Annotated in this window: 29 protein-coding genes and 1 pseudogene; 10 read left to right on the top strand and 20 right to left on the bottom strand. The window is 55.6% G+C overall.

All coding sequences use genetic code 11. The features are described 5' to 3' along the window. The 3 genes from HMPREF2924_RS10445 to HMPREF2924_RS10435 are packed head-to-tail and all read left to right on the top strand — an operon-like array spanning window position 1 to window position 1,991. Window positions 1–837 (top strand): MNIO family bufferin maturase, encoded by an 837-nt coding sequence (locus tag HMPREF2924_RS10445; RefSeq protein ID WP_003139536.1) that lies wholly within the window; start codon window positions 1–3, stop codon window positions 835–837. Beyond that, window positions 834–1,625: an HvfC/BufC N-terminal domain-containing protein gene (locus HMPREF2924_RS10440; RefSeq protein ID WP_009394809.1), complete on the top strand. Its 792-nt coding sequence runs from the start codon at window positions 834–836 to the stop codon at window positions 1,623–1,625. Before HMPREF2924_RS10445 ends, HMPREF2924_RS10440 begins: the two co-directional genes overlap by 4 nt. 51 nt (window positions 1,626–1,676) lie before the next feature. Further along, window positions 1,677–1,991 carry a hypothetical protein gene (locus HMPREF2924_RS10435; RefSeq protein WP_003139538.1) on the top strand — a complete coding sequence of 105 codons (315 nt, stop codon included), beginning with the start codon at window positions 1,677–1,679 and terminating at the stop codon, window positions 1,989–1,991. A gap of 19 nt (window positions 1,992–2,010) precedes the next feature. Here the strand turns inward: HMPREF2924_RS10435 and HMPREF2924_RS10430 are convergent, their stop codons facing one another. The 8 genes from HMPREF2924_RS10430 to HMPREF2924_RS10395 form a co-directional block, all read right to left on the bottom strand. After that, entirely contained in the window at window positions 2,011–2,211 is a 201-nt protein-coding gene (locus HMPREF2924_RS10430; RefSeq protein ID WP_003139539.1) for a heavy-metal-associated domain-containing protein, read from the bottom strand. Window positions 2,212–2,309: 98 nt separating this feature from the next. Then, window positions 2,310–3,737 carry a UvrD-helicase domain-containing protein gene (locus HMPREF2924_RS10425; protein ID WP_003139540.1) on the bottom strand — a complete coding sequence of 476 codons (1,428 nt, stop codon included), beginning with the start codon at window positions 3,735–3,737 and terminating at the stop codon, window positions 2,310–2,312. Further along, window positions 3,727–5,454 (bottom strand): ATP-dependent nuclease, encoded by a 1,728-nt coding sequence (locus tag HMPREF2924_RS10420; protein WP_003139541.1) that lies wholly within the window; start codon window positions 5,452–5,454, stop codon window positions 3,727–3,729. Before HMPREF2924_RS10420 ends, HMPREF2924_RS10425 begins: the two co-directional genes overlap by 11 nt. Window positions 5,455–5,627: 173 nt before the next feature. Then, window positions 5,628–7,988 (bottom strand): heavy metal translocating P-type ATPase, encoded by a 2,361-nt coding sequence (locus HMPREF2924_RS10415; protein ID WP_023095628.1) that lies wholly within the window; start codon window positions 7,986–7,988, stop codon window positions 5,628–5,630. A 5-nt stretch (window positions 7,989–7,993) separates the two neighbouring features. After that, the gene (locus HMPREF2924_RS10410) at window positions 7,994–8,242 is read right to left on the bottom strand and encodes a DUF2933 domain-containing protein (RefSeq protein ID WP_003246761.1); all 249 of its coding nucleotides are present in this window, start codon (window positions 8,240–8,242) and stop codon (window positions 7,994–7,996) included. A 79-nt stretch (window positions 8,243–8,321) separates the two neighbouring features. Continuing rightward, window positions 8,322–8,855: a cupredoxin domain-containing protein gene (locus HMPREF2924_RS10405; RefSeq protein ID WP_003246762.1), complete on the bottom strand. Its 534-nt coding sequence runs from the start codon at window positions 8,853–8,855 to the stop codon at window positions 8,322–8,324. A gap of 147 nt (window positions 8,856–9,002) precedes the next feature. Next, the gene (locus tag HMPREF2924_RS10400) at window positions 9,003–9,560 is read right to left on the bottom strand and encodes a cupredoxin domain-containing protein (protein ID WP_003139550.1); all 558 of its coding nucleotides are present in this window, start codon (window positions 9,558–9,560) and stop codon (window positions 9,003–9,005) included. 167 nt (window positions 9,561–9,727) lie between these two features. Continuing rightward, window positions 9,728–10,087 (bottom strand): co-regulatory protein PtrA N-terminal domain-containing protein, encoded by a 360-nt coding sequence (locus tag HMPREF2924_RS10395; RefSeq protein ID WP_003139552.1) that lies wholly within the window; start codon window positions 10,085–10,087, stop codon window positions 9,728–9,730. 206 nt (window positions 10,088–10,293) lie between these two features. On the opposite strand from HMPREF2924_RS10395, the gene HMPREF2924_RS10390 reads away from it, so the two are divergent. Beyond that, window positions 10,294–10,971 carry a heavy metal response regulator transcription factor gene (locus tag HMPREF2924_RS10390; RefSeq protein ID WP_004374688.1) on the top strand — a complete coding sequence of 226 codons (678 nt, stop codon included), beginning with the start codon at window positions 10,294–10,296 and terminating at the stop codon, window positions 10,969–10,971. Between the two features lie 2 nt (window positions 10,972–10,973). Continuing rightward, a complete protein-coding gene (locus tag HMPREF2924_RS10385) occupies window positions 10,974–12,350 on the top strand; it encodes a heavy metal sensor histidine kinase (protein WP_003139556.1) in 1,377 nt (458 codons plus the stop codon). Window positions 12,351–12,386: 36 nt separating this feature from the next. Here the strand turns inward: HMPREF2924_RS10385 and HMPREF2924_RS34240 are convergent, their stop codons facing one another. Then, window positions 12,387–13,001, bottom strand: coding sequence for a DUF6088 family protein (locus HMPREF2924_RS34240; RefSeq protein WP_004374692.1), 615 nt, complete (start codon window positions 12,999–13,001; stop codon window positions 12,387–12,389). 315 nt (window positions 13,002–13,316) lie between these two features. Between HMPREF2924_RS34240 and HMPREF2924_RS35860 the strand changes: the two genes are divergently transcribed. Further along, window positions 13,317–13,604, top strand: coding sequence for a hypothetical protein (locus HMPREF2924_RS35860; RefSeq protein ID WP_016487034.1), 288 nt, complete (start codon window positions 13,317–13,319; stop codon window positions 13,602–13,604). On the opposite strand, the gene HMPREF2924_RS36945 is transcribed toward HMPREF2924_RS35860, so the two are convergent. Continuing rightward, the gene (locus HMPREF2924_RS36945; protein WP_079455032.1) at window positions 13,601–13,870 is read right to left on the bottom strand and encodes a tyrosine-type recombinase/integrase; all 270 of its coding nucleotides are present in this window, start codon (window positions 13,868–13,870) and stop codon (window positions 13,601–13,603) included. The genes HMPREF2924_RS35860 and HMPREF2924_RS36945 overlap by 4 nt on opposite strands. Before the next feature lie 34 nt (window positions 13,871–13,904). Beyond that, window positions 13,905–14,594, bottom strand: a complete 690-nt coding sequence (locus HMPREF2924_RS10375; RefSeq protein ID WP_083325382.1) for a site-specific integrase — start codon at window positions 14,592–14,594, stop codon at window positions 13,905–13,907. A 179-nt stretch (window positions 14,595–14,773) separates the two neighbouring features. Here HMPREF2924_RS10375 and HMPREF2924_RS10370 point away from each other — a divergent pair, with 179 nt between their 5' ends. Both HMPREF2924_RS10370 and HMPREF2924_RS10365 read left to right on the top strand, forming a co-directional pair. After that, complete coding sequence (locus HMPREF2924_RS10370) at window positions 14,774–15,775, top strand: DNA-binding protein (protein WP_003131864.1); 1,002 nt, start codon at window positions 14,774–14,776, stop codon at window positions 15,773–15,775. 38 nt (window positions 15,776–15,813) lie between these two features. After that, entirely contained in the window at window positions 15,814–16,035 is a 222-nt protein-coding gene (locus HMPREF2924_RS10365; RefSeq protein WP_010792965.1) for a BPSL0761 family protein, read from the top strand. 32 nt (window positions 16,036–16,067) lie between these two features. On the opposite strand, the gene HMPREF2924_RS10360 is transcribed toward HMPREF2924_RS10365, so the two are convergent. Next, window positions 16,068–16,370, bottom strand: a complete 303-nt coding sequence (locus HMPREF2924_RS10360) for a hypothetical protein (RefSeq protein ID WP_010794183.1) — start codon at window positions 16,368–16,370, stop codon at window positions 16,068–16,070. A 199-nt stretch (window positions 16,371–16,569) separates the two neighbouring features. Here HMPREF2924_RS10360 and HMPREF2924_RS10355 point away from each other — a divergent pair, with 199 nt between their 5' ends. Then, complete coding sequence (locus HMPREF2924_RS10355) at window positions 16,570–16,833, top strand: helix-turn-helix domain-containing protein (RefSeq protein ID WP_174218797.1); 264 nt, start codon at window positions 16,570–16,572, stop codon at window positions 16,831–16,833. Window positions 16,834–17,108: 275 nt separating this feature from the next. On the opposite strand, the gene HMPREF2924_RS10350 is transcribed toward HMPREF2924_RS10355, so the two are convergent. Then, window positions 17,109–17,459, bottom strand: a complete 351-nt coding sequence (locus HMPREF2924_RS10350; protein WP_003131859.1) for a hypothetical protein — start codon at window positions 17,457–17,459, stop codon at window positions 17,109–17,111. 315 nt (window positions 17,460–17,774) lie between these two features. On the opposite strand from HMPREF2924_RS10350, the pseudogene HMPREF2924_RS10345 reads away from it, so the two are divergent. Further along, a pseudogene (locus tag HMPREF2924_RS10345) lies at window positions 17,775–19,168 on the top strand (ISNCY family transposase). A 488-nt stretch (window positions 19,169–19,656) separates the two neighbouring features. Here HMPREF2924_RS10345 and HMPREF2924_RS10340 read toward each other — a convergent pair. The 7 genes from HMPREF2924_RS10340 to HMPREF2924_RS10310 all read right to left on the bottom strand — a co-directional run bounded on the left by HMPREF2924_RS10340 (window position 19,657) and on the right by HMPREF2924_RS10310 (window position 25,537). After that, the gene (locus HMPREF2924_RS10340) at window positions 19,657–20,304 is read right to left on the bottom strand and encodes a DUF3218 family protein (RefSeq protein ID WP_003131858.1); all 648 of its coding nucleotides are present in this window, start codon (window positions 20,302–20,304) and stop codon (window positions 19,657–19,659) included. Between the two features lie 11 nt (window positions 20,305–20,315). Beyond that, entirely contained in the window at window positions 20,316–21,335 is a 1,020-nt protein-coding gene (locus HMPREF2924_RS10335; protein ID WP_003131856.1) for a pesticin C-terminus-like muramidase, read from the bottom strand. Between the two features lie 32 nt (window positions 21,336–21,367). Further along, complete coding sequence (locus tag HMPREF2924_RS10330) at window positions 21,368–22,096, bottom strand: hypothetical protein (protein WP_003131854.1); 729 nt, start codon at window positions 22,094–22,096, stop codon at window positions 21,368–21,370. Between the two features lie 248 nt (window positions 22,097–22,344). Further along, entirely contained in the window at window positions 22,345–22,761 is a 417-nt protein-coding gene (locus tag HMPREF2924_RS10325; protein WP_003111054.1) for a hypothetical protein, read from the bottom strand. A gap of 43 nt (window positions 22,762–22,804) precedes the next feature. Further along, window positions 22,805–23,305, bottom strand: coding sequence for a hypothetical protein (locus HMPREF2924_RS10320; RefSeq protein WP_003131852.1), 501 nt, complete (start codon window positions 23,303–23,305; stop codon window positions 22,805–22,807). A 34-nt stretch (window positions 23,306–23,339) separates the two neighbouring features. Next, on the bottom strand, window positions 23,340–24,317 hold the full coding sequence (gene vqsM, locus HMPREF2924_RS10315) for an HTH-type transcriptional regulator VqsM (protein ID WP_003131850.1): 978 nt from the start codon (window positions 24,315–24,317) through the stop codon (window positions 23,340–23,342). An 8-nt stretch (window positions 24,318–24,325) separates the two neighbouring features. Further along, window positions 24,326–25,537 carry a serine hydrolase domain-containing protein gene (locus HMPREF2924_RS10310; protein WP_003131848.1) on the bottom strand — a complete coding sequence of 404 codons (1,212 nt, stop codon included), beginning with the start codon at window positions 25,535–25,537 and terminating at the stop codon, window positions 24,326–24,328. Between the last annotated feature and the right edge of the window lie 175 nt (window positions 25,538–25,712).

Raw genomic sequence — 25,712 nt, 5'->3', positions numbered from 1 at the left:
ATGAGTAAGCGCAAAACACTGGGTTTCGGTCTTGGCCTTCGCAGTGAGTATTACCAGCAGATTCTTGAACAGCGACCTGCGGTCGACTGGTTTGAGATCATTTCCGAGAATTACCTGGTGGGCGGTGGCAAGGCCCTCTACTTTCTCGATGCGATTGGCGAGCAATACCCGTTGGTGATGCACGGAGTATCGCTGTCGATCGGCGGTTCGCATAACCTGGACATGGGCTACCTACGACAGCTCAAGCAACTGGCGGACCGGGTACAGCCCCAGTGGGTTTCCGACCACTTGTGCTGGAGTCGCGGCAACGCCCATCAACTCCACGACCTGCTGCCGCTGCCGTTTACCCAAGAAAGCCTGCTGCATGTCGCCGCGCGGGTGCGTCTAGTGCAGGATGTTCTGGAACGTCCCATTGTGCTGGAGAACGTTTCTTCTTACGTGCAGTGGAAGACGTCCAGCATGAGCGAATCGCAGTTTCTCTCGGAACTGAGTTTCCTGACCGGTTGCGAATTGCTCCTTGACGTGAACAACGTCTACGTCAGCGCACGAAATCAGGATTTCGACCCATGGCAGTTCATCTTGGAATTGCCGCACGAGCGGATTCGTCAAATTCACCTGGCCGGGCATAGCGATTACGGGCAATACCTCATCGACACCCACGACCAGCCCATCGCTGACCCGGTTTGGGCGCTCTACAGCAAGACTTTGAGCTACTTGGGTCCAACGTCGACGTTGATCGAGCGGGATGATCATTTTCCACCGTTCGAGGATCTGTTATCCGAGTTGGAGCATGCCCGAGCTATCGCCAATGGCGTGATATCGAGGGCAACCCTTTGAGCCTAAGCGCCTTACAGACTGCATTTGAAACTTACCTGACAGATGGTGCCCTGCCCTCCAACGAGCTTTTGGAGCAAGTCCGGGGTTGCACTGCGCTGAGTGCCCTCGAAGGCCTGCGGATCTACCATAACGCCTATCGCTCGCGCCTGCTGGCGGTGCTGCGCGAGGATTTCCCGGCGCTGCAGCAATGGCTGGGAGAAGAGTCGTTCGAGCAACTCGCACTGGCCTATATCGCCGCCTGGCCACCGCGGCATTTCAGCATTCGCTGGCTGGGTGAAAAGCTGCCCGAGTTCATTCGCAGCTACATTGCGGAACCTCAACTTTCACCGATGCGCGAACTCGCGGAGCTGGAGTGGGCTTTTACACTGGCTTTCGATGCTCAGGATGTCGAAGCGCTTTCACTGCAGGCCATCAGTGAGTTTTCGGCTGAAGACTGGGTTTCATTCAGGGTTTCCCTGACTCCATCTGCCAGATGGCTGCGATTGCAGTACAACACCCTGGCGCTGTGGAAGGCTGCCAAGTCTGGGGATCTGCTTCCCGTTGCCACCCAACCAGCCGGGAATCGAGACTGTCTGGTCTGGCGTCATAACCTCGTATGCCATTACCGAAGCCTGGAGCCAGAAGAGGCGTCAGCATTGCGGTTTTTCGTCGAGGGTGGATCGTTCGCCGAACTCTGCGAGTCATTGAGCGCAACACATGGAGAGCAAGCCCCCCTGCAGGCCGCAACTTGGTTGAAATTGTGGGTCAACGAAGGTTTGCTAAAGCTCAGGGCAACTATTCACGAATGACCCGGAACCTATAGGCTAGCGGCTTCTCTTTGGCCACTCCCGAGCGCGTCGATGACACACCGCATCATTCATTTCAAACAGCAAGCCTTGCTGGACCCAGAGACTTACCAGGCGATGCTGGCCGACGGCGTCGGTCATTGGGAGGCGCTTGTAGGAAAAGTCGTCGGAATAGAAGACGAGAAAAGCCACGAGTTCGCCGCATTGAAAAGCCTGTTCAAGCGAAAGCGCTACTCCTATGACACGCTGGAAATGCGCGAGCCAGGCGATCACTCAAACTGGCTTCGCGGCCGAGATGGGGATGAAGGTATTACTAACGAGGTCACCAGTATTCACGGGCTGAAAGAGCTCTCAGAACTGGAGATTTAGTCGGTCGGCAGGCCAGCGCTCAAGCGCTGACCTGGGCCGCATAACCAAGCTCCTGGATCAGCTCGCGGATCGATTCGGCACTTTCTGTGCTCTCTACAGTGACCTTGCCGGCTGCCCGATCCACCTCTACGCGTGCGTCCTGATCCAGCGTCTGGATGGCCTTCGTGATTTTGCTGACACAACTGCCACAACCCATACCCGAAACATTCAGGCTGAACATCTCTCTCACCTCATTTCGTCCGCGGCTCAAGTTACCGCACAGACAGCATCGACCTTGACACGATGGCAAGGTCAAGTGCGCAAACGCAACAATAAGGCTCAGCCGTTGTTCACAGGCATCAGGATGGGGTTCGATGAACACACCACTACGTGCCTTGCGCCCCTCGTCAGGGCGACATACAGATTCTGAGCGGTCATAAGTTCAGGATGCAGAACAACCGAGACATCGGCCTCGAGCCCCTTGAGAAGTAATGTGCTGCCTACCGAGCGTCTTGCGATGGAGCGGGCAAGGTGTCGATTGCGTTCTCGCGCTTGAATGGCTGCACTCAGAAAGTCGGCTGTACCTCCCGCCACAGCTTGCATAGCGGACCGGCAGCAGTGCAGAACTTCCGGTCGGTACACCCGTGCCCCCGGCTGTTCGGCGAGGGCGTTGAGCACAAGGAGTGCTCGCTGCGGTGTTGGCTCCCCGACGAATGCGACGGCCTCGGCCTCGGCCGGGGTCGGTGGCGTTCGGGCACGTCCTGTGCGCAGAGACTCCACACGCGTTCGCAGGTTTGCTGCACCTACCCCCGTCATCACGCTTGAAGCAAATTCCGCAAGTTGTGCCAGAGCATTGGCACCCTGCAGGTTAAAGTTCCTGGCGAAGTTGACGAGGTCCCTTAGGTCGACGGCTTCGACGGCCATGGCGCCGGGTGTCTGGCTCGTGAGCTGATGGCGACCTTGCACGTTGATGGAGTCCCCGATGATGAGGACGCTGCCCCGAGCGTTGGGTGACTCGGTTCTAGCGGCCACCAGCCGCTGCTGGACTTCGGTCCCGGCGTTGAGCTGCACCCAGCGCACTTCTGCCGGAGCCGTGCGCAGATCCACCGGCTGGCCAACTTGAAGTTGCTGCCGTATGGCGAGTAGCCACTGCCCAAGGTTCTCAGCTCCGGCCAGCCGCCAGCGCCAGGGTATCCTCAGCTCTCCTGCCGCGGGGAACAGGGGCTGCACCTCATTCGCCCAATGCACCAGTCGATTGCCACGAAAGTCGAAGATGGCTTGCATTGGGTCACCGAGCACGCAGGTCGGTAGCACCTGGGCCAAACCTGACACGATGGCGTGCTGGACGACGTTGCAGTCCTGGTATTCGTCGACAAGCAAGCGCGCGTAAGTGGCACGGAGAGGCTGAGCAAGGTGGCCTGCCTGCAGTAACAGCATGGCGGCGTGCCGAATTGCAGGGTAGTCGGTGTTGGGCTGGTGGAGCTGTAAGATCTGTGGGTTATGGCCGCTTCGCGCTGGGAACTTAGCGATGAGGCGCATCGAGAATCCATCAATGGTGGAGACTCGATATGCGGAGTTAGGAACGCCGGCTCGTCTCAGGCGTGCCCGTAAGGCCGCAACGCCTGCGTTCGTGTGCGTTAGTACGAGTATGGGTTTGCTCTGCCTATGCGCGATGAGCGTCTCGGCAATCAATTGCGTTTTTCCACAACCTGCGGGGGCTGTTATGGAGCCACGCTCGATAGCGAAAAGATCGATCTCAAGGGGCACTTGTAAACGTCCAGAGCTGATTCGTGACTGCCATGAAGCCCTGGTCGGCGTTCTGTAGAGACGGGCCGACGATGTCCCTTGCAACCTCCTGATAGGTTGTCAACGACTTGAACCACCCGCTGTTGCGGATACGAGATGCAGCTCCCAAAAGCTCTCGCGTCGCGGGCAAGTAGCCCTGAATAAGTCTTTCAGCTTTGATGTCATGTAGTGTCATACGTCCTTGGGACTTCGTCTGGATGTGCGCATTCATCAGCTCTGCACCCACTATTGTTTCGGCTTTCGCCAGAAGTGCATCGAGTGCTTGGTCACTGAGATGGCGGAAGATCTCGTCCTCCAGAGTGAGACCTGGTCGCCATGTCAGAATTTGTCCGCCTGCGGCCAAGAATGCTTCAGGTAGCCCTGCGGTCGAAGGTTTGTCGGCGTCTACAAAAACCATCACGCGATAGCCTAGGTTCTGAAGTGCCGTTCCGCGGATAAGACTGTTATCGGGACTTCCCCCGCCGGCGTCCACATAAGCGCCACCATGAGCCAGGAATGAGGTAGCGCCAAGGCTGCCCCACCATTGGTCAAGGCCACGCGCGAAGCCAACCTCGCTGGCACCCTCGCAAACGATAATGGATTTGGCGAGGAATGCCTCTGGGTCCTTCCGAAGGGTACTTTGTACTTCGTTGGCCTCCCCTGCCGCCATAACGCTGTGGCGTTGAGGCCCAGACCGAACAACGAATAACTGGCTGCCGGACAATTCGCGCAGCGCGACCGGTGAGTGAGTCGTCATGAAGACCTGCAGCGGAGCGGCAGCGTCCTTTGCGCCCAGGGAGTCCAGGAATCGCATGAGCCGATGAGGTTCAAGCCCATATTCCACCTCATCGACAAGAGCAATTGGCGCGGCGCTAGCTGCAGCTCTTTGCAACCCTGCCACTAGCAATCGCGACGAGCCCGTGCCAAGGGAGCGAAGGGGAATGCCTGTGTCGCTGTGCAGCGCGATCGCACCCTCGCCAATCGACACAGAATGTGCGTCAAGGAGTGCTTGTGGCATCGCTCCAACCGAAACCCCAAGATGCTGAGCCGTGCGTTGCACCACCTCAAGCGTCTGAGTTAGATGTCCGACGGCTTGATTGCCAAAGTTCGCTCTTGCTTGCCTCGCGGCGCGCGCAAGTTCGGCACCTAGCTCTGCACGCTCGTCAGTAAGTCGATTGAGCACTGAGCCACGACTCCACGACAAGTTCGAACTCGCAAAGCTGCCGATACGGGCGGGTGCTAGTGCCGCTCGTTCCTTCCAGGGAAGAGTGCGTTCGAGTTGCTGCTGCTCCGCACGCTCAGAAAAAAGTGTCCAGGTAGGTTCCAAATCGGCACCAACTTGCAGAAGCAAGGTGATAACGGTCTCCAGCCCCGCTCGCGGTTCGTCTTCGACTTCTCCCGTTCCTGGATTGAATCCACGCAAGAACTCGCCGTAAACATCGATATCCATCAGCGATACCGGCAAATCGCCAAGCGTCACACTGATGGTGATGGGTGTTTCGACGTTCAGAGCGAAGAAGTCCATGTCGCCGAACGTGCCGCCCCGGCGGGCACCGACGCAAAGGTCAATCGCATCTAGAATGCTGGACTTTCCACTATCGCCAGGACCTATGAGGCAGTTAATTCCTGGGGCCGGCACCCAGTCGAGCGCCTGGATAGATCGGAAGTTGCTGATAATCAGTCTGCGAATGCGGGCCACGGAGAGTCCTCATGGGTTAACGACGACCAGTCTCCTACCCGCAGCGGCAACAGTCCATCGAACGTCACCTCGTCACTATGTGTTGCGACAGATAGGTCGGACCGGAAACTACCGTACGGCATTTTCCGGTCAGATGCGCTTCTGAATAATCACCTGGTCGGTGGTATGGAAGCCTATCCGATGTCCGTTGATTTCAACCTCAGAGCATTGAAGACCACCGACGCCGAGCTGACACTCATCGCCAGCGCAGCAATCAAGGGCGACAGAAGATGCCCCGTCAGCGGGTACAGCAGCCCCGCTGCTAGCGGGATTCCCATCGCGTTGTAGAGGAACGCAAAGGCGAGGTTCTGCCTCATGTTTTTCACGGTTGCCACTGACAGGGTGCGCGCTCGCAGGATGCCCATCAGATCTCCCTTGACCAGCGTCACTTGGGCGCTGTTCATCGCCACATCGGTACCGGTGCCCATGGCGATACCTACGTCAGACCTGGCCAGGGCGGGCGCATCGTTGATGCCGTCACCCGCCATGGCGACACGACGGCCATAGCCCTGCAAATCGGCGACCAGTTTCTCCTTATCCTGCGGTTTGACCTCACCATGCACTTCCTCGATTCCGAGCTGCTTCGCCACGGCTCTTGCTGTGGTGAGGCCATCACCAGTGGCCATGATGACCTTTACGTCTTCGCTTTGAAGCTTGGAGACAGCCTGTTGAGAAGTAGGCTTGATCGGATCGGAAACGGCCAGGAGTCCCGCCAGGCGACCATCAACGGCCAAATAGATGATGCTGATGCCTTCCAGACGCAGTTGCTCGGCGCGATTGCGCAGCGGGGTAATATCGACGCCCGCCTCGTCCATCAGTGCGGTGTTGCCGAGCTGCAGCTGATGGCCATCGACCTGACCGCGCACGCCAATACCCGAGCCCGACTCGAAAGTGTCCGGCTTGACCAGTGCAATGCCTTGACCCCGCGCATGATCGACGATGGCATGAGCCAGCGGGTGCTCACTACCCTGGTCGAGACTGGCAGCCAGGCGCAGCACTTCATTGGAGTCGTAACCGCCTGTCCCTTCCGCACTATGGAATACGGGGCACCCCTCAGTCAGGGTTCCGGTCTTGTCGACGATGAGCGTGTCGATCTTGCATAGATTTTCGATGGCGCTGGCATCGCGGAACAACACACCGCTGCTAGCGGCCTTGCCAGTCGCAACCATGACGGACATCGGGGTTGCCAGACCCAGGGCGCAGGGACACGCAATGATCAGCACCGCCACCGCATTGATCAGGCCAAATACCCAGCCAGATTCCGGCCCGAACAGCCCCCAGCCGAAGAAGGTCAGAATCGCGATCAGGATCACCCCGACCACGAAATACCCCGCAACGGCATCGGCCATACGCTGCATGGGTGCCTTAGAGCGCTGGGCCTTGGCCACCATCAGCACGATCTGCGACAGCATGGTTTCGGCACCGACTTTCTGCGCCTCCATAACTAGGCTGCCGTGGGTGTTTAGGGTGGCACCGATAAGGGCATCCCCTGCCCGTTTGGTCACGGGTAACGGTTCTCCAGTAAGCATCGATTCGTCGACTGCGCTCTCACCCTCCAGCACAGTGCCATCTACAGGAACCTTCTCGCCTGGCCGGACACGCAGATGATCGCCCTGATGGACATGGGTTAGAGGAATGTCCTCTTCTACTCCATCGGGCATGATGCGCCGCGCTGTCTTTGGTGCCAGTCCCAGCAGCGATTTGATAGCTGCGGACGTCTGCGAGCGGGCCTTGAGTTCGAGCATTTGGCCCAACAGCGTGAGTGAGATAATCACCGCGGCTGCTTCAAAATAGACGCCGATACGTCCGTCCTGGGCAAAAGCCGCCGGAAACCACTGCGGAACCAAGGTAGCGGCCACGCTGTAGAGGTAGGCAGCGGCCGTTCCCAAACCGATCAGGGTCCACATGTTGGGGCTGCGGTGCCGGATGGAGTCAATGCCGCGGGCGAAGAACACCCAGCCACCCCATAGCGTCACGGGCGTCGCCAGAGCCAGCTCGACCCAGTTCTGGGTCGTGCCATGAAACAGTTGCAAGGAATGGCCAGCCATCGCCAGCACGGTCACGATGACGGTCAGCGGTAGGGTCCACCAGAATCGCCGAGAGAAGTCCTTCAGCTCCGGGTTTTCCTCCTCTTCCAGCTCCGGGATGACAGGCTCCAGCGTCATGCCACAGATCGGGCAGTTGCCAGGGGTCGGTTGGCGAATCTCTGGATGCATCGGACAGGTATATGCGGCTCCTTCTGGTGCCGATATCGTAGGGTGACTCGTATGCTGATGTGCTTCATGAGACGAGTGGCCCATGTACGAGTGGGGATCAATTTGAAACTTCTGCAGGCATTTGGCACTGCAGAAGCGATAGGTCTTCCCTTCAACGCTCTCGCGGTATGGGCTATCAGATTTCACCTCCATGCCACACACCGGGTCGCGCTGGCTCTCGGAGTGGGCGTGCGAGTTATGTGAATGATCCTGGTCATGATGGCAGGAGGTCTTTTGCATGCGATCTATGTCCTTTCTTCGTCCTTGGAAACAGCGGTGCTGCTGGAGTGGGAGTGCCCGCCGTGATTGTGGCCAAACAGATGCATCAGCGGGCATAGCAGCAGGATGAGGTACGGCAGGGCCTGCGAAAGATGACCGTAATGCTCACGCGCTACATAGAAGATGCCGATTACGGCCAGCATGATCAGCGCAATGCCAATCTTGCTCTTCCAAAAAGGCGGCTCAGTGGTACTGGTGTGATGGGTATGGTCCACGACAATAGCCTCGTTTCAATGGCGGCCGGATCAGTATAGGTGTCTCAGACTGGACGGAGTTGGCGAGTATCAATAAACGTCAGCGTACGGTCACCTTACCGACCATTCCCGACTGATAATGTCCTGGAATATTGCAGGCGAACTCCAGTTCGGTGGCGGCGGAGAAGGTCCAGATCAACTCTTCGCGTGCTCCAGGTTCGACAAGAACACTGTTGGGGTCATCGTGTTCCATACCGACCATCTTCATGCCGCCCATGGCATGGCCCATATTGCTCATGTCATGTGCACCTGTAGGGGACAGCGTGCCGTTCTGAAACATCGCGGCCATCTCTTTCTGGTGCGCGGCATGGGATGCCGCTTTGCCAAGATTGAATTCGTGTAGCAGTGCACCGTCATTTTTCAGGACGAAGCGAACTGTCTCGCCTGCTTTGATCTCCATTGCTTTGGGTTCGAAGAAGATGTCCCCCATCCGGACTTCGATGGTGCGATCTACTGCCTGACCGTCTCCCGGTTGCCCAATACTGTCTTTCTTGTGGCCCGGGCTGGCCAGCGCATTGGCAGCACTGAGCAGCAAGCCAAGGGTGGTGATTATGAAAGCGGGTCTGAGTTTCATGGTGTGCCTCTGAGGTGTTGAGGAGGGATGAGTCCCGATGCTAATGAGGTGCAGCTGGCGGTACGCTGACGTGAAAACTACATCGCAGTAAGGTTCGTCAGATCGGTGCTACCCAGCTCGCGGCCAACGGGTAGCACCGATGCCGGACTAACGCAGAGCAAACTCACCGACCATCCCCGCCTGGTAATGCCCAGGCAATGTACAGGCGAAGCTCAAACTGCCCGCCTTAGGGAAGGTCCACACGAACTCTTTGGTTGTGCCGGGCTCGACGAGAACCGCGTTCGGGTCGTCATGCTTGGCTTTGATGACTTCCGGATAGCCTGGAGGGTTGGAGTCTCCCATGCCATAACGCTCATGCCAGACAATGCGCTCGGCCATGCCGGTCGGGGTCAGTGTGCCGTCCTTGAACAAGGACGCCATCTTGCGCTGGTGCTCCAGCTGGGACGCTGCCTGCCCGATGTTGAACTCGTGCATCAACGCGCCCTCGTTCTTCAGAACGAAGCGCACGGTTTCACCTGGCTTCACATCGATCGTTTTCTGGCTGTAGTTGATGTCGTCCATCTTTACCAAGATGGTACGAGTCGCTGGCGTCGCCTGGGCCTGCTGCCCAATGCCATTGCTACTGCCGCCGACCTCGGCAAATGCCGGAAAGGTGGTGCTGATGAACAGAGTGCTGATCAGCAGTTTAAGGGGTAAGCGTTTCATGGTGAGACCTCGAGATGGGTGCTGGAAATCTCATGCTATTCCCCGCTTGCTGCCAGGCCGCTGACCCCAAAACTACAATTGCGTCAGCTGGGAAAAAGCACGGCGCCATAAAGGCGCCGCTAGGCCGAAGGAGCAATCACGAAAGGCCTGTAAGATGGGGGAAATCTTTACTGATGGCATTCCTTGTCGGCCATCATCAGCTTGTGCTCTCGAATCATTTGACCCAGCACGTCGTCTACCAGCTTGTCATGCTTTTCCATCCAGGCCAGATGCTCTTCGGCAGACATGTTTGGCGCGGGATGTTCGTTGTGCAGCTGGCTCATGATGTCTTCGAGCATGTTCATATGCTCCTTCATGTGCACATGCCGCTCGCCGACCGGGGCCTTCTCCGCCTGGATCAGCACGGCTTCTGCTTTGTCGCGCATCTGCTGGATGCGCTCGAATACACGGTCGCTGCCCCCTTCGGCCCAAGCCATGGAAGACAGCAGTAGCGAACCAACCAGAAGCAAAGGTTTCAGCGATTTCATGGGCAGTCTCCATCAGTGCAAACTATGGCCGGCACCTCTGCTTTTGGTCTGTCGAGGGCCGAGAGCACAACCTAGTACTCATGCTTGCACCCTAGACAAGCCACCCTGTCAGTGAGCTGAAGTCAGAATTACATTTTCGTAAGCTTCTGGTTGGGGCCGCGGTTTGCCTGCAAACTCAGGCCACCCGACTTTTGGAGTCTGCACACATGAAACTACTGGTAGCTGAAGACGAACCCAAAACCGGTACGTACCTCCAGCAAGGTCTCACCGAGGCTGGGTTCAATGTCGACCGGGTTATGACCGGTACAGATGCCCTTCAGCATGCACTTAGCGAAGCCTATGACCTGCTAATTCTGGATGTAATGATGCCTGGGCTGGACGGTTGGGAAGTGCTGCGCATGTTGCGCGCAGCAGGAAAAGACGTCCCCGTACTGTTCTTGACGGCACGCGATGGTGTGGAGGACCGCGTTAAAGGGTTGGAGCTAGGTGCGGACGACTACCTAATCAAGCCATTTGCTTTTTCAGAACTTCTGGCCAGGGTCAGAACGCTGCTGCGTAGAGGCAATGGCTCACCCACGCAAACAACGATGAAAATTGCCGATCTGGAAGTCGATCTGATGAAGCGGCGTGCGATCCGTGGCGGGAAAAGAATTGACCTGACCGCGAAGGAGTTTTCACTGCTGGAACTGCTACTGCGCCGGCGCGGCGAGGTGCTCCCGAAGTCGCTGATTGCCTCTCAGGTTTGGGACATGAATTTCGACAGCGACACCAATGTCATTGAGGTTGCGGTACGCCGGCTACGCGCAAAAATCGATGACGATTTCGATCTCAAGCTGATTCATACCGCCCGCGGCATGGGATACATGATGGATGCGCCGGAGTGAATATGAAGCACCTTTCGCTGACAGCACGCATGAGCCTGATGTTCATGTCCGCGGTAATTGCAGTCCTGACGGTAGCAGGGCTGAGTTTCAATATGCTCAGCCAGCACCACTTCAAGATGCTGGATCGGCAGGCCCTGGTGGAGAAACTCGAATCCGCCAAACATATCCTCAACAATGCTCGCGGTGAAGCGAGCCTTTCGGAAGAATTACCGCAGTTGCGAGCCTTGCTGGGAGCCCATCAGGATCTGGCGGCCACTATCCTGGCCAGTGACGGTTCTGTACTGTTCTCCGCCCCCAGAGCAGTCGAAGTACCAGAGCGTTTCAGACGTGAAAATGAGCAGAGCATGTGGGAGTGGCAGAACGGCCAACACATGTACCGCGGCATGACGGCGCAAATCTCGGTAGCCGATCAGGCTGAGCCGCTCACAGCTTTGCTGATTCTTGACGTCACCAATCACACACACTTTTTCGACACGCTGCAACGATGGTTCTGGATTGGATTGGTCATCAGTGCCCTGTTCAGTGCCACGCTCGGCTGGGTGGTTGCTCGCAGCGGCCTTAGGCCTCTGCGGCAAGTCACTCATGTGGCCTCCGGGATGTCCGCTCGCTCGTTACAGGAACGAATCCCTCTCGAACCAGTGCCGCGGGAACTTCAGCAACTGGTTCTATCCTTCAATGCGATGTTGGCTCGGCTAGAGGATGCCTTCGTTAGGCTCTCCAATTTTTCGGCCGACATTGCCCACGAGCTACGCACGCCCGTTAGCAACCTGATGACCCACACCGAGGTCGTGCTGAGCAAGAAACGCGATATCAATGCCTATGAAGAGAATCTCTACTCCAACCTGGAGGACTTGAAGCGCATGTCTCGGATGATTGATGACATGCTTTTCTTGGCCAAGGCTGATAATGGCCTAATCATCCCCGAGCAGGCCAGGATCGAACTGGCTGACGTAGTCTTCAAGCTGTTTGACTACTACCACCTTCTGGCCGAAGAACATGGCATTGAACTATCGCTCACAGGCACAGGCCAAGTGCTGGGAGATCGGCTGATGCTTGATCGTGCACTTTCCAACTTGCTGTCCAATGCACTGCGCTACACGCCGGTGGGACATACAATTTCGGTTTTGATCCGCGAGACAGCGGACTCCACAACCTTCAGCATCGAGAACCCAGGGGACACAATTAGCTCAGAGCATTTAGAGAAGCTCTTCGACCGCTTTTACCGGGTCGACCCCGCTCGGCGGGAGGGAAGCCCGAGCAACGCCGGGCTCGGACTTGCCATCACCCGATCCATCATTGAGGCTCACAAAGGCCGCATCTGGTGCACCTCAGCCGCCGGCCTCACGGGCTTTCACATCGAATTGCCCCATTCCAGATGATGCCGATCTGGCGGTAAGTAGGCTACAGCTAAACCGCTAGCCCAACTTGACAGGGTGGGTGCAACTCGACTGAGCGCAGATTGCATTCGCCATCCAGATAGGTAACGAGCGGTGAGCTGACACCAGATCACCCCATTCGCTCTCGGGTAGTAGTTTATGAAGTTTGAAAACGGCATACCCCACGCTTGCCTCGCCAATCCAATCCAATGCTCGAATGGCTTCCCCCGCTCCAGTAGCGCCTAGAGCCATCAACCATCGAGGCGCATACCGAATCGACACGGTGGTCTTGCCTACCTGAAGCTCCCTAGAGCGTCCGTCGGTTAGAAAGACATAGCGAACTGGAACCTGTGTGCTCAGCCCTAATTTATTCGCGGCACGAGCCCCGTGGTCGACCAGCACTTCACCCAGCGCATTAGCCAGCGAGTGGACAACCTTCTCCGGTGCCGGCGGGCGCACGCCGAACCGAGTTTCGACTGCGGCAACATAAATGCCCCGAGCAACGCGAAACAGCTTTCCACCTTCGACCAGGCGAGAGAGTCCTCGCTGCACAGCATGGCGAGAACCATGATGCAGGAATCTGCTAGGTGTCAGAACCTCACCTTCTGGAAGCTGTTGAATGATGTCCAGGATTTTCTCGGGAAGAGCCTTCATTGTCCTGTCAAACCTCGTGAATGGCCCTGCCAAGAACCACCAGAGGTGGCGACCATCTCATGCGGGACACATCATCGAACAATAGACCTGGTGCTTGGCTCCGTCCTGTGAGTACAGGCAATCTCTGTGCGAGTAGGTCTGGCCTGATGCCGTTTTGAAGTCGTAGCCCAAGACTCGTTCGTCCCGGTCATAGACCCTTATCAGCTCGGTCAGCTTCTCCATCGTCCAGTCATTGGATCCATTCAGCCTCGCAGGCAGTACAACCTGGACTGCCTCGACCAGCGTTCCCTCAGCGCGTCTTTGTAGCATGAACACTTGACCATTTCACTCAACGCGGGCGAATGGGAAGAGAAAAAACTAACGCCTTACCAGGTGGTCGTCCTTTGGAGCGAGTGGTCAGCAGCTGCCCGCGGGCGACTGAAAAATGAGCTGGAAATAGCCCGGCAAGAGAACATAAAAGCCAAAAAAGACAAGCAGGCATCCCGCAGTTACCTCTTCTTTGTGGGTGCCCAGGATGCCAAGAACCCTGCAATTTTCCATGTGCTGGATCATCGACTCATTTGCACCGCACATGACGAGCTGGTGTTCCCAGTGCGCAGCTAGGTGCAGATCGGGGCCGCGGAAGGCGGTCTTATGGCAGTCCCCTCGGGCCAGTTTGAGATGTGTTGTAGCGCACTCAACTGCCCAGGGAACACTCCTGTGCTCTCCACATAGCGCAATGCGGATTGGCCATCGCTCCAACCTACGTACTGCATCAGCGCTTTGAGATCCCAGCCGCTGCGGGTGGCCCAGGTGGCAAACCCGCGGCGTAGCGAGTGGCTACTGTACAGCTCCGAAGGCAGTCCTGCCGCCTGCAGTACGGCGCGCATGAGTGGGACAATGCTATTTGGGTGCAAACCCTGCTCACTTAAATGCCCCCAAGCGATCAATTCCACGGAATACCGGCCCACGCGCGATGCCCGCCACGCTGATCCAGTCGACGTAGGCTTGTACTGGACATAACCTGGCCAACGCCGGCGCGCTGAAGGTCTGGCCTTGGTTGTCGCGGTCACCTTTGCTCCAGGGCAGAAACAGCTGCATGCCCTCCCCCGGCCTTACCTGGATGTGCTCGACCTGCAGACGGCACAGCTCATCGCTGCGGAACGCCCGCCAGAAGCCAATCAGCATCAACGCACGGTCGCGGCAACAGCGCAGCAACCGCGGCCAGTCGTCCTCCGCTCGTGCTCTCCCCTCGGCCTGTTCCAACCACAGCACGCACTGTTCGAGTTGGCGCAATTGCAACGGCTCGGCCTGCTTCTCCTGGCGCGGGTGCAGAGTACGGATTCCCTTGAGGATCTGGCGAACCAGTGGGGTCTTGGTCGGATCGGGGAAGCCTTGGCTGACGTGCCACTGCGCCAGTGCCGCCAGGCGCAGCTTGAGAGTGTTACTGGACAGCATGGCGGCGTGATCGACCAGGTAGCGCACGATGGCATCGCTGGTTGCCGGCAGAAAGCCGCCCCAGGTCACTTCGAAGTGCTCGAGCGCCTGTTGGTAGCTGCGCCGCGTGCTAGCGCGGGTGCCGGCCTGCAGGTACCGCTCGATCTCCTGGCTCATCTGGGCGTATCCCCTTGGTGTACCGGTGAGCGACGACTAAACGACAAAAATGCCGCCTCACCTTGGATAATCATCGGTTATTTTATCTGAAACAAGCCTTCAAATCCTGCTTTACTTCATGACAATTTAGTATGTAAATACATGGTATGTAATCCATTATGAAATCGTAGGAGCAGACCATGGCCCGCGGCGGCATCAACAAGGCACTGGTTCAGAAAGCCCGCCAGGCCATCCTGGCGCGGGGTGAGAATCCCAGCATCGACGCAATACGGGTCGAGCTGGGCAATACCGGCTCGAAAACCACCATCCATCGCTACCTGAAAGAACTCGAAGACGCCGACCGCGGCCGGAACGCGGCCGCATTGCCGCTCAGCGAGCAGTTGGCCAACCTGGTGGCCCAGTTGGCGGATCAGCTCAAGGAGGAAGCGCAGGCCGACATGGCCCAGGAGCGCGAACAACTGGCACGGGAACGACTCGATTACCAGAACCAGATTCGGCAGGCCGAAAGCCGTATCCAGCAGCTGGAAGGTCAGCGCGCTGGGCTCACGGAGCAGTTCCAGGCTGCCCAGCAAGCACTGCTGCAGGAACAACAGCTGCGCCAACAGGCCGAGGTCGAGAATGCCCGCCTGCAGCAAGCCAACCACGACCAGGAAGCGCGCCTGCAAGACCGCGACGGGCAGATTCGCTCGCTGGAGGACAAGCATCAGCATGCCCGTGATGCCCTGGAGCACTATCGCCAGGCCAGCAAGGAGCAGCGTGAGCAAGAGCAGCGCCGGCACGAGTCGCAGGTACAACAACTGCAACTGGAACTGCGACAGCTACAGCAGACCCTGATCGTCAAGCAGGACGAGCTGACCCACCTGAACCGCGACAATGCGCGCCTGCTTGCCGAGGCGCGGCAGCAGCAGAAGGATCAGCATGCGCAGCAGAAGCTACTGACGCAGAAGGCTCAGGCTCTGGAGGTCGCCCAGAACACGCTGACCAGCATTGTACGTACGAATGAAGCCCTGGAGCAGCGCTGCCACGCTCTGCAGGATGAGGTGACCCGGCTTGGTGAAGCCTCCTCGATTCAGGCACAGCAAACCCAGAGCCTGCAGGAGCGTCTGGCTAAAGCCACCGCGCAACTGAAATTGCTCGGGCAGGCACCGCCCACGAGCAGCGGTGGCGCAAGTAGCTCATGATCCGGCACACTGAGGTCAGAAGCGGAGTGGAGGTTCAGATGACGCTACCCTACGAACGTACCCGCTCGGTGGTGCAGGCCCAGGAGTTTCTCGTCGAGCTCTCTCGTGACACCACCTTGTCGGAGTCCATCCGCAATGAGGCTCGGCGGCTGCTGTGTCACTACCCGAGCAAGGGCGACATGCTGCAGGCCGGCCGGAATGAGGAGCAAGCGGCGGGTTCGATTTTCGAGCCTGTCTTCAGCTCTTCGATTGAAGACTGAACGGCTACCACTCCTGATATCTGCGCTCAGGCTCAGCCATCGCCCCAGAATTCGTCACGCCGCACCAGGCCGAACTCATCCTTCGTGGAATCAGGCTCCTCGTCGAACATGGCGTTGACCATGCGCTCGCGACGTAGGCCGCTTAGTGTGCGGAAAAACCAAAGCTCGCAAAGATGAACCTTGTAGCGCTCGCCATCATGCTTGGAGCCATACCCCCAGTGTGCCTGAAGGGTTCCAAACTGTTGACCATAACCTTCAACGCTAGTGCTCTGGCGGCAAACATCACAGGTAATGTCTACGACCGTTTCAACCGGTTGAGCGGCAGTGTGCTCCATGATCAGTACCTCCTGCGACGGTTGAGGAAAGGGCCATCCAAAAGCCTCAAAGTCGTTTCTGCGCTACGAGCGGATCAAAAACGCTGTCGGCGGATGGGAATGGAGTTCGCAGCACAAGATAGAGGCGGGTGTGGTTAATGCGATCATCGCCCTAGGGCTTTCATGATCAAAAACAGCTACTTACAGACCAAATGAATGAATTTCCCCCTTATCTCGGCATGCCCCCTATACGGGCTATGAAGCGGGCCATGGAATGCCATCCGCAGACAAAGCCCTGGCCATGGCAAAGGTGCTGGGCGTAACCACAGACGAACTCTTGATGGACGAGAGCGAACTACTGATATCTGACGACATGCGTCCGATATTGCGGAGATTCGAAGCCCTGCCGGTAGAGATCAGGAATCAAGCACGAATAGCACTGAAAGGAGTGCTATTCGGGTACGAGCAAGAAGCACTTCGTTAGCCCGACCACCGCACGATCGTGCGGTAAAGTGGGGGTGTAACAGCACCCCCACCCCTCCGGGTGCCGTTCGAGCACCCAAAGCCAGCGAGCCTGGAAGGCCCTACGAGAACTCGCCGGGCTAGACCGCTGAACATTCCTCGGAGATCTGATCGCCCCATGTGCGCATCAACAGCGTGCTCTATGGATGGCCGCGATACGCACGCTTGGGTGATCAGGGCGCGAGGTGGTTTCGGAGCGGCGGGAACGACGAAGCCCGCGAAGGGGCTTCGGAGGGGCTAGTAGTCTGTAGGGAGACCAGCAAGCTCCAGGCGCTCGCGGTAAATGCTGTTGACGCGCATGGCATCGGATCGCTCTTGGCGGCACAGATCCACCTCAAGCTCCATCTGCGCAATGGTCTTTCGAAGATGGGCGACCAGGGCGCGCGCATCATCAACGTGCCGGTCGAATTCGTTCTGCAGACGGACCAGGGCATCCGCGTCCACCTGGGGTGCCTTGCCCGCCTGCCGCTGACGGTAGAGACGCTGCCGCTCAGCATTGGAGAGCGCGTCAGCCTTGCGAGGCCGGCCCCTGGACGGCTTGGCCGGGAAGGCGTCGAGGGTCTGGGTATCGCGGGTATCCTTGGCCATCTTCGAATTTCCGTTACCGTAACGAATATTCGAATCATAGGCCCTGCCGGACCGAAAGCAAGGATTTTCCGTTACGGTAACGAAAAACCCGGGGCGGCATCGCATAACGGACGTTACGTGTAAATCACCAGTCCGGAGCTAGGCGCATTTTCCGGACTGGTGACTCTCCCCTCGGTCGGGCTGCGCCTAACGTAACGTCTGCACATTATGCGAAGCAAGAATGTTAAGGCCAAATAGTAATGTCTCGATCTAGCCAAATAGAAATGTCCCAAATCGGCGTCTAGGGTTTCCCTCCTGCATCACCGGAGGCACGCCATGACTGCGGCAACTTGCGGATGGGTCACAATGAGCATGCGGGAGCTGGATCGCCTCAAGGTCATCGAGGCAATCATCGAGGGTCGGTTGAAACCTGCCGCTGCGGCGCAGCGTCTGCGCCTGACGACACGTCAGGTGCACCGGCTGGTTCTGCGTTATCGCGAGGACGGCCCAGCCGGCCTAACATCTCGTCGACGTGGTCAGCCGAGTAACCGGCAGCTGTCGCCAGGTCTGGAGAATCGCGCCATTAGCTTGATTCGACGGAACTATAGCGACTTTGGTCCAACTCTGGCCCAGGAAAAACTGGTCGAGTGCCACGGCCTTAAGCTGGCCAAAGAAACGGTACGACGGATCATGGTTGATGCCGGCATGTGGGTACCGCGCAAGCAACGGCCGCCCAAGGTCTATCAGCCACGCAACCGGCCGCCTGTTGCGGCGAACTGATCCAGATCGATGGCAGCGATCATCGCTGGTTCGAGGATCGTGGACCGGCCTGCACGCTGCTGGTCTTCATTGATGATGCAACCAGCCAGCTGATGCACCTGCATTTCACCGAGGCCGAATCGACCTTCAGCTACTTCACCGCCACCCGCGCCTACCTGGAGCGGCATGGAAAGCCGCTGGCCTTCTACAGCGACAAAGCCAGCGTGTTCCGCAGTAACCATAAGGCGCCTCAGGGCGGCGACGGCTATACCCAGTTCGGCCGAGCGATGTACGAGTTGAACATCGAGAGCATTTGCGCCAACAGCAGCCAGGCCAAAGGTCGTGTGGAGCGTGCGAACCTCACTCTGCAGGATCGCCTGGTCAAGGAGCTGCGGCTTCGCGGAATCAGCAACATGCCCGACGCCAATGCCTTTGCAGCCCACTTTATGGCCAGCTACAACGCGCGTTTTGCCAAGCCGCCGCGCTCTGAGCATGACTGCCATCGCCCGCTGCACAGTGATGAAGATTTGGATCTGATCTTCGCCTGGCGAGAAGCGCGGCGAGTTTCGCAGCGGTTGACCGTGCAGTACGACAAGGTGCTGTATCTGCTAGCGGACACTCCGCAGTCCCGCCGCCTGGCGGGTGATCATGTCGAGATCTACCACTACCCGGATGGCCGCATCGAGCCCAGGGTGGACGGCACCGCCCTCCCCTTTACCACCTACGACAAACTCTGCGAGATAGACCAGGGTGCCATCGTCGAGAACAAGCGCTTGGGTCATGTGCTGCAAGTCGCCCAGCTCGTCCAAGCGCAGCGCGACAGTCGGCGCTCGCAATCGGTACCGGGAAATCCGCGGCAGTCAACGCAAGGCAAGATGCTGTCGAAGAAGGCGCAGCGAGAACTGATGCCGGAAGATATCGCCGCCGCCCTGGATAACACGCCACCATCGAGGCGAAGTCGCCATGCGTGAGTCAATCAGCGCCGAGGCACTGAAGATACTAGTGGTTGCCGGAGCTGCGCGGTACTTACGTGCTATTCCGGCGCCTTCCGGCCACGGTTGGCAGCTCCAAGTGCGCTACAGTCCCGACGGTCAATATTACCCGCTACGTTCTCGAGGTGAACTTGTGCGCGTATTTGGATCACTGGACTCGCTTAATCGGTACGCAAATCGTTTGGGCATCCACACGTATAGCGTGGAGTTATAACTGTGACACGAATTTCCCCATGTGGGGAGTCGACAGGCTTCTAGAAAAATAGTTCGATAAGTGTAGCGACTTTCGTTTGCAAACCGCTACAAATAGCGCTGCGGGCCAACCAGCTGAGTTTTTCCAACACCTGACAGTGTGGAATAACGCTTCTCCGAGTTCCGGAATCAAGGGCTATGGTATCTACATATTATTTAGCGGGTGTGATAATTTTTATCTAGCCCTCTTTATCGAAGGAGAGGGCCAGATAACATTAGATCGCTGCAAAATAGGCCAGCAGCAAGGCTACTGCGGTCGTATAGCGGAGGCCCGATTTGATCGTATTGAATACGTCGCTGAAATTTGGCGCGTCCAGACGTAGGCCAACACCAGGCCCTACCAACGTCTTAATATCCTCGGGGAGCGTCATTGCCTGCCAAGTGCCTGGAGCCAGTGTCCGCAGGTTCACACCGTAGGAAACCAGCAGCCCGGACTCCTGCGAAATGCCTCCGGAGGCGTCCGGAGATAGACCAACGTCGGTTGGATAGACGTTCAGGCTGCCCTTGAAGCGGTCAAGATATCCGCTGCCGAAGCGAGCCTTTATTCTATCAAGATTCTGCGCCATGGAGGTGAGCAAAGGAAGTATCTCACCGTTGCAAACACGTTCCTTTTCATTGACCATCCTGAAACCAATGGTTACGCCGTTGGCTAGTTCTTGGGCAAGCAACGTCGAATACTGCTGGTCCGCTTTGCTGATGTCTCCGCCCGGGACGAATTCCGGGTGTAGCTTCAGCGGAATGTCCCATGCCTCTATAGTCTGTGCTTCGGGGAAGACAAAGCCAGGATTGCATTGACGGGCAAAACCCTTATAGATATTAGCCAGGGATTGACCAGGGTTCTGGTAGATATTGATCTCGGCCATGGTTGCCTCCTCTAGAGTCCCAGGGATCGTTGGAGATAGTCCGCGCGATTGTTCAATCGCCTGGCTATGCCATCGCTCGGATCGGTACTGTTGGGAGTACCATTCCAGTTCCTCAACTCCCTAATGGCGGCTGGCCAGTCGCTCTGAGAAATAGCAGTCTCAAAGTTTGGGAACGAGGAATACTCACCATAGTGGTAATACAGGTCTGTCACTATGGTTTTGACCGCCGGAGGTAAGGTGCTCCACTGCTGGAACTTCACCTTCATCCGATCAGTGACCTTGATCATCTTGGCGGTAAAGAGGGACAGCCCGTCTTCATCTGTGAGTACCGGGATGAGTTGAGCTAATGCCTGGAAGGTCGCGGTGTTCGCTCCTTTCAAGCCGAGGGCGGGGCGAATTTTTTTGCGCGTGGATTCAGCGATGTTCAGAGCCTGAATGCCGGATTCATCGTGCTGGCCGACATCGAAGCCATAGCCAATCGTTACACCTGATTCACCGTTGGGGTCAGAGGTCGGAATAGTAGCTCTGTTGCCTCGCCCACCAGGTGGAAGCTCATGACGGGCGGTGAAATCGATATTAATACCCATTTCAATCAGATAGGAAATATTGGACTGGAGGCGGCTGACCTTATCGGCTTTGTCACCATCGATGCGGTCTTGGATAAAGGTATTGATCTGCTGGTTCAATTGCACCTGGAGGTCGCTCACCGAAATACTGTTGGCTCCTCCGGTTTCGGCGACCGTACGAATAGTGACCTCATGAACCTTGAAGTAGTCGTCGAACACTAGAACGGGCCGCCCGGCAGTCTGGCTTATGACCTGCGTCAGTTGCCCCGTCAATCCACCTTGTGCTGAGTAGCTGGGGGATGACAGCCAGTCGGTATAGAGGTCAGGAATTCCGTGAGTAATTCGGATCGGCTCTGGTTCCGCTGCGAGCAGAACACGCTGTGCCTCCTCTCGTTCTGGATTTTCTAGGTAATTGTATAGCCGCTCCAGATTGCGCTGAAGGGGCTGATCCAATTCTCTATCCACCTTAGTCTCCTCTGCTTAGTGAAGCCAATTTGTTATTTCATTGATTGTTCGCACTCGCTTTCTAGACGATTGAACTCAGTAGAATACTTGTCATATTCATTTTGCATTTTTTCCGGCAAATACTCTCGCTTCAGGTCTCTGAAGAAGCTGCCCTTCTCTAGTATCTTCTTGCATTGGTGGTTTTTGGCAGACAAGGAGAGATGTGCCGTATGAAAAACACGAGAGAGATAACCAAAACCTTCAAACATGTCCCTACACTCTGTTATCAGTTTTCGAGAAATCCAGTAGGCCTTCTCTGTCTCGTTATTCTTCAGTGCTTTCTTCACTTGCTTGTCGTTGAATTTTATAGAGGCGGGCTCGCAGATTGGGGAAGGCTTCCAATACGTGCCAGTAAAACCTGCTGCCGCCCCGCAGAAGCCCTGACAGTCCCTACTTGCGACTCCTTTCTCTATGGTAATTCTGTCATCATTCAGTTTGAAAACGACATCGCACGACATATCGCCGATGCCACGGACGTCGACCTGCACATGATCTGACTCTATAGTTCCATTCAATCCGCAAGCATGGGCATTGTGTCCAGTGCTTCGTATCCGAAACTTTTGAAGTCCTTCGAATAACGGAGATATCGTCAGCAGCCCACTATTTCCAGTCCTATAGTAATCCCCGGGTGGGAAGTAGCTCTTTGGTTCTTCAGCGACACAAAGAGTGATATTGTAGCAAAGGGCGAGTATGGCAAAAATGCTAATGCTTTTGAGCTTCATGTTTATGCCCTGCATGAAAGCGGCTAGGTGGGGCGCTGGGTGATCCCATATAGGATTGTTTTTTTGCTGGTCAGATCGACTGATCTATAAGTTCCGTCGAGCAGGCTAGTCCTCCCAAAAAACACAAGCAGACTTGTAAGAGTCATTCTGTTTTACCAGCACTTCATTCTCAACATCACTAAAGTTTAGACGTCATTGAGCATGAGCTGGAAAAAGTTGCGGCAACGACCCTAGACGCTGAACGCTGCTCACCTGGGACGTTCCACTTCCTTGCGAAACATCACTCTCTGCTTGAAGCCGAAACCTCCACCACCATCCAGCAGAGCGGGCGGAGCAACCGGTAGATCGGGCTCGCGGCAGGTGGCTATCACGCGCCTGGCGAAGACTTCATCGAGCGTACTGCGGCTCTTAACATTCCCCTCGCCGTACTGTACCCGGCAACTGCTTATGCGCCCCGACGAGCTTGCGAAGCGGAAAAACACCACAACATCGGCCTCGGGGATCTCATCTCCCGGTGCGAACAGCGGGTAACGAAGCCTCTTGGCGAATTCCTGGCGGAATTCCTGGATAAAAATGGCCTCTTGCTCTGCTCGCTCCTGCAAAGTGACTGAATGGGAGCAGCCGCCGATCAGACTCAGCAATACCAATAGGCAAACTATCCTCAACGCTCTTCCTCCTTGAAAAAGAGGCAATCTTTTATTTTAGTATCTAGAAATGGCTCTTGACGTCTAAGCCAAGAACTGCAAGAGCTTCCAGCGCCAGGTTTTGACCTTCTGCAATACCCGAATTATGTGCAAACTCGACAAGTCGCTCGATTACTCCGACGCTACCCTGATCTGGCTCGACAAATTCCGATATATTATCCATAGCAACTGAGGCGTCCCACGCAGCCTGACTAAGCAGCTCTTTATACAATGCATCAGCGCTAGATATATTACGAACATTTGCGAGATTAAGCCTGGTTCGATCCAAGGCTTCGTGCGCGATCTGAAGTAGCAAATATGGAAATGGATTCTTTTGAGTTCGACGTTTCCTGCATGAGTCGCTAATTAGTCCAGCAAGCATTGCTGATCCTTCGGCCTCAATGCGAAGGGAATCATCAGCAATCGAGATTGTCCGCGCCTTCGCAATATAGCCCAAAACGTAAGCATCGAACTGAGTCTCGGCAATCATAGACAGAATCTGATTATTACGATTATTGAAATTCATAAGATGCTCCTTGCCCAATCTCAAACTAGATAGATCAGTGGAAACTGTTTCTGAATTCTGTAGTAGACTGCCCGGTCCAACGTCTGAATGCATGTCTAAAACTCGCTGTTTCCGAGTACCCCAGAATATCGCTAATACGATCAACTGGTATAGATGAGTTCAGTAGCAGTGCAATTGCTCGTTCTTTGCGGGCCTTATCTACAATCTGGCGATAAGTGCATCCCTCGTCCGCCAGGCGACGTCTTACCGTCCGCTCATTCATGCATAAATACTTTGCGGTAGTCACCAAGCTAGGGTATTGATCTGGTATGGACTCAAGGAATAACTCGATTCGCTGACGGAGCCCTCCCATCTCTACTTCCAACAGAGCATTGAAACTCTCACCTGCCATATTCAGGGCTGACTGAAATACCGCCGGATTGGCAGTCGCCAGTGTTCTATTCAACTGATGAGCTGGAAAGCTAAATATTATGTCACTTCCTTCATGCTTCACAGGCAAAGAAAAGAAACCTTCATAGATTGTTTTATCTGCGCCGTGCACAGGTACTGTCAATGCAGAGATGGGAAAGTCATTACCTAACAGGTCCATAATGAGCTTGTAGGTTGCAGAGGCTATAACATTTACATGAAACTGACGGGATGCGTCATTCCACTCCGGCTTAAAGTTAACTGAAATATGGATTTCTACTTCGTAATTCTCCCTAGGCTTGACGTCAACATTAGCTATATCACGATTGAACAACTTGACATAGGCCTTTATGACTTTCAAAATATCACCTACGTTCTCAGCGCATAGCAACGCCAATCCTATCACGCCATAATCAGATATATGGTAATAAGTACCAAGATTCAGTCCTTCTTTTCCTGAATACCCCTTGCTAACTATCCAGTTGTAAAGTGCGTCACTTCTTGACTCTTGATCTGCCGCAAAGGGTGGTATTGCGATATCTCGATCACGAAGATAGTTCTGCAGAGGGCGCCATTCAAAATCAAATATGTGTTCGGTCACCATGTCTATATTCACCTCACCCCTACTGTTCTTGATATAGCCCTGAACGCTGCAAGTGCCTCATGCTCCATACGGATGCCGTCAACGTTGTAGTCGATATACGCGGAGGTCTTTGCAATCACCACACGCCTAAGTGGGTTTACATAAATAAACTGCCCGTACACTCCGATAGCCAAGAACTCCCCTTCTTTGCCTTCTGGAATCCACCACTGGTAACCATACCCAAGATTTGGCTCACCATCCTCTATGTAACGTCCAGGACGCAAGTGAGCACTCCGAGGTTTGGTTGATGCCTTGACCCACTCAGCACTTACAATTTGACTTCCAGTCAGGCTGCGACCGCCATGAAGAAATAATAGACCAATGCGTGCAAAGTCTCTTAGGCAAAGATTCACCCCACCGAATGCTAGCTCTGTGCCCCGATCGTCTGTTAACCATGCACCTTCACATTCGGCACCCAGTTGGGGCCAAAGTCTTTGATTCATAAACTGTGAGGGGCCCATACCAGTCGCGCCCAATAAAACCATACCAAGCACCTGGGTATCTACGCTAACGTAGTGGTGCACTCTCCCCGGGGCATCTTCTCTTCTCAATGAACTCACTTTTTCATTTACTGATCCGCCAAGCGCTATAGTCCTACCTAGCTGGTTGATATCGGAGTCCGAATTCCCGTAGTCCTCACTGAAAGCTATTCCTGATGACATCTCAAGCACATCTCTCAAAGAAACACCCGCATATCCGCCAGCAGAAAGCTGTGGGGCGTACAGGTTCACAGGATCTAGCAGACTGTGTATTGATCCTTCATCAACTGCCATTCCAATCAAGAGGGACATTAATGATTTGCTTAGCGACCAGCCAATAGCAAGGCTTTTCGCACTATTGCCCAGGTAGTATTCCTCAAAGGCAATGCGATCGTCACTGAGAACTATAAGGCCGGTGGTATTGCTGCTCGCCAACCAGTCTTTAAAGCCAACCTCGTGACCTTGAAAGCTAAATGAGCCAGGCATATCCCTGAGGTTTTTTTCAAAAAAATGAGCCGCTCCGCTCTTCTTTATTGGGACCGAGTTAAACAGTCTCGGCATTGCTCGAAAATTTTCAGCAATTTTCCCCGAGTCAAACAAAGTGTAAAAATTCCACACTCTCACACCTGCACTACCAATGCAGGCGATGATAAAAAAGATGAGAATCATTGAGAGGAAAATAGCATTTCTCTTATTTATCATTCTTGTCGATCTCTCAGTTTGTGCTAGCTCGTCTAGACCCTGCTAACAGCCAGTGACTATCCGGTAGCGGAGCAAGGTTAAGTCCTTAAGGACTTTTCTCTTAACGGTGAAGATCAAGAGCACTTCACCATCTACTGATATTTACTTTTAACTCGCTTAACACTACTCCGCACGC

It is taken from the genome of Pseudomonas sp. HMSC063H08 (genome assembly GCF_001813645.1).
In the GTDB taxonomy this organism is placed as follows: Bacteria; Pseudomonadota; Gammaproteobacteria; order Pseudomonadales; family Pseudomonadaceae; genus Pseudomonas; species Pseudomonas aeruginosa.
Note: the sequence above shows the minus strand (reverse complement) of the source record. Positions and strands in the feature narration are given on the sequence as shown.

Bases quoted from the DNA above. Each gene is read 5' to 3' on its own strand.
- HMPREF2924_RS10445 (WP_003139536.1), top strand. From the start codon at position 1: ATGAGTAAGCGCAAAACACTGGGTTTCGGTCTTGGCCTTCGCAGTGAG.
- HMPREF2924_RS10435 (WP_003139538.1), top strand. From the start codon at position 1,677: ATGACACACCGCATCATTCATTTCAAACAGCAAGCCTTGCTGGACCCA.
- HMPREF2924_RS10430 (WP_003139539.1), bottom strand. From the start codon at position 2,211: ATGTTCAGCCTGAATGTTTCGGGTATGGGTTGTGGCAGTTGTGTCAGC.
- HMPREF2924_RS10415 (WP_023095628.1), bottom strand. From the start codon at position 7,988: ATGCAAAAGACCTCCTGCCATCATGACCAGGATCATTCACATAACTCG.
- HMPREF2924_RS10405 (WP_003246762.1), bottom strand. From the start codon at position 8,855: ATGAAACTCAGACCCGCTTTCATAATCACCACCCTTGGCTTGCTGCTC.
- HMPREF2924_RS10400 (WP_003139550.1), bottom strand. From the start codon at position 9,560: ATGAAACGCTTACCCCTTAAACTGCTGATCAGCACTCTGTTCATCAGC.
- HMPREF2924_RS10395 (WP_003139552.1), bottom strand. From the start codon at position 10,087: ATGAAATCGCTGAAACCTTTGCTTCTGGTTGGTTCGCTACTGCTGTCT.
- HMPREF2924_RS10390 (WP_004374688.1), top strand. From the start codon at position 10,294: ATGAAACTACTGGTAGCTGAAGACGAACCCAAAACCGGTACGTACCTC.
- HMPREF2924_RS10385 (WP_003139556.1), top strand. From the start codon at position 10,974: ATGAAGCACCTTTCGCTGACAGCACGCATGAGCCTGATGTTCATGTCC.
- HMPREF2924_RS34240 (WP_004374692.1), bottom strand. From the start codon at position 13,001: ATGAAGGCTCTTCCCGAGAAAATCCTGGACATCATTCAACAGCTTCCA.
- HMPREF2924_RS36945 (WP_079455032.1), bottom strand. From the start codon at position 13,870: ATGCGCGCCGTACTGCAGGCGGCAGGACTGCCTTCGGAGCTGTACAGT.
- HMPREF2924_RS10375 (WP_083325382.1), bottom strand. From the start codon at position 14,594: ATGAGCCAGGAGATCGAGCGGTACCTGCAGGCCGGCACCCGCGCTAGC.
- HMPREF2924_RS10370 (WP_003131864.1), top strand. From the start codon at position 14,774: ATGGCCCGCGGCGGCATCAACAAGGCACTGGTTCAGAAAGCCCGCCAG.
- HMPREF2924_RS10365 (WP_010792965.1), top strand. From the start codon at position 15,814: ATGACGCTACCCTACGAACGTACCCGCTCGGTGGTGCAGGCCCAGGAG.
- HMPREF2924_RS10360 (WP_010794183.1), bottom strand. From the start codon at position 16,370: ATGGAGCACACTGCCGCTCAACCGGTTGAAACGGTCGTAGACATTACC.
- HMPREF2924_RS10350 (WP_003131859.1), bottom strand. From the start codon at position 17,459: ATGGCCAAGGATACCCGCGATACCCAGACCCTCGACGCCTTCCCGGCC.
- HMPREF2924_RS10340 (WP_003131858.1), bottom strand. From the start codon at position 20,304: ATGGCCGAGATCAATATCTACCAGAACCCTGGTCAATCCCTGGCTAAT.
- HMPREF2924_RS10330 (WP_003131854.1), bottom strand. From the start codon at position 22,096: ATGAAGCTCAAAAGCATTAGCATTTTTGCCATACTCGCCCTTTGCTAC.
- HMPREF2924_RS10320 (WP_003131852.1), bottom strand. From the start codon at position 23,305: ATGAATTTCAATAATCGTAATAATCAGATTCTGTCTATGATTGCCGAG.
- vqsM (WP_003131850.1), bottom strand. From the start codon at position 24,317: ATGGTGACCGAACACATATTTGATTTTGAATGGCGCCCTCTGCAGAAC.
- HMPREF2924_RS10310 (WP_003131848.1), bottom strand. From the start codon at position 25,537: ATGATAAATAAGAGAAATGCTATTTTCCTCTCAATGATTCTCATCTTT.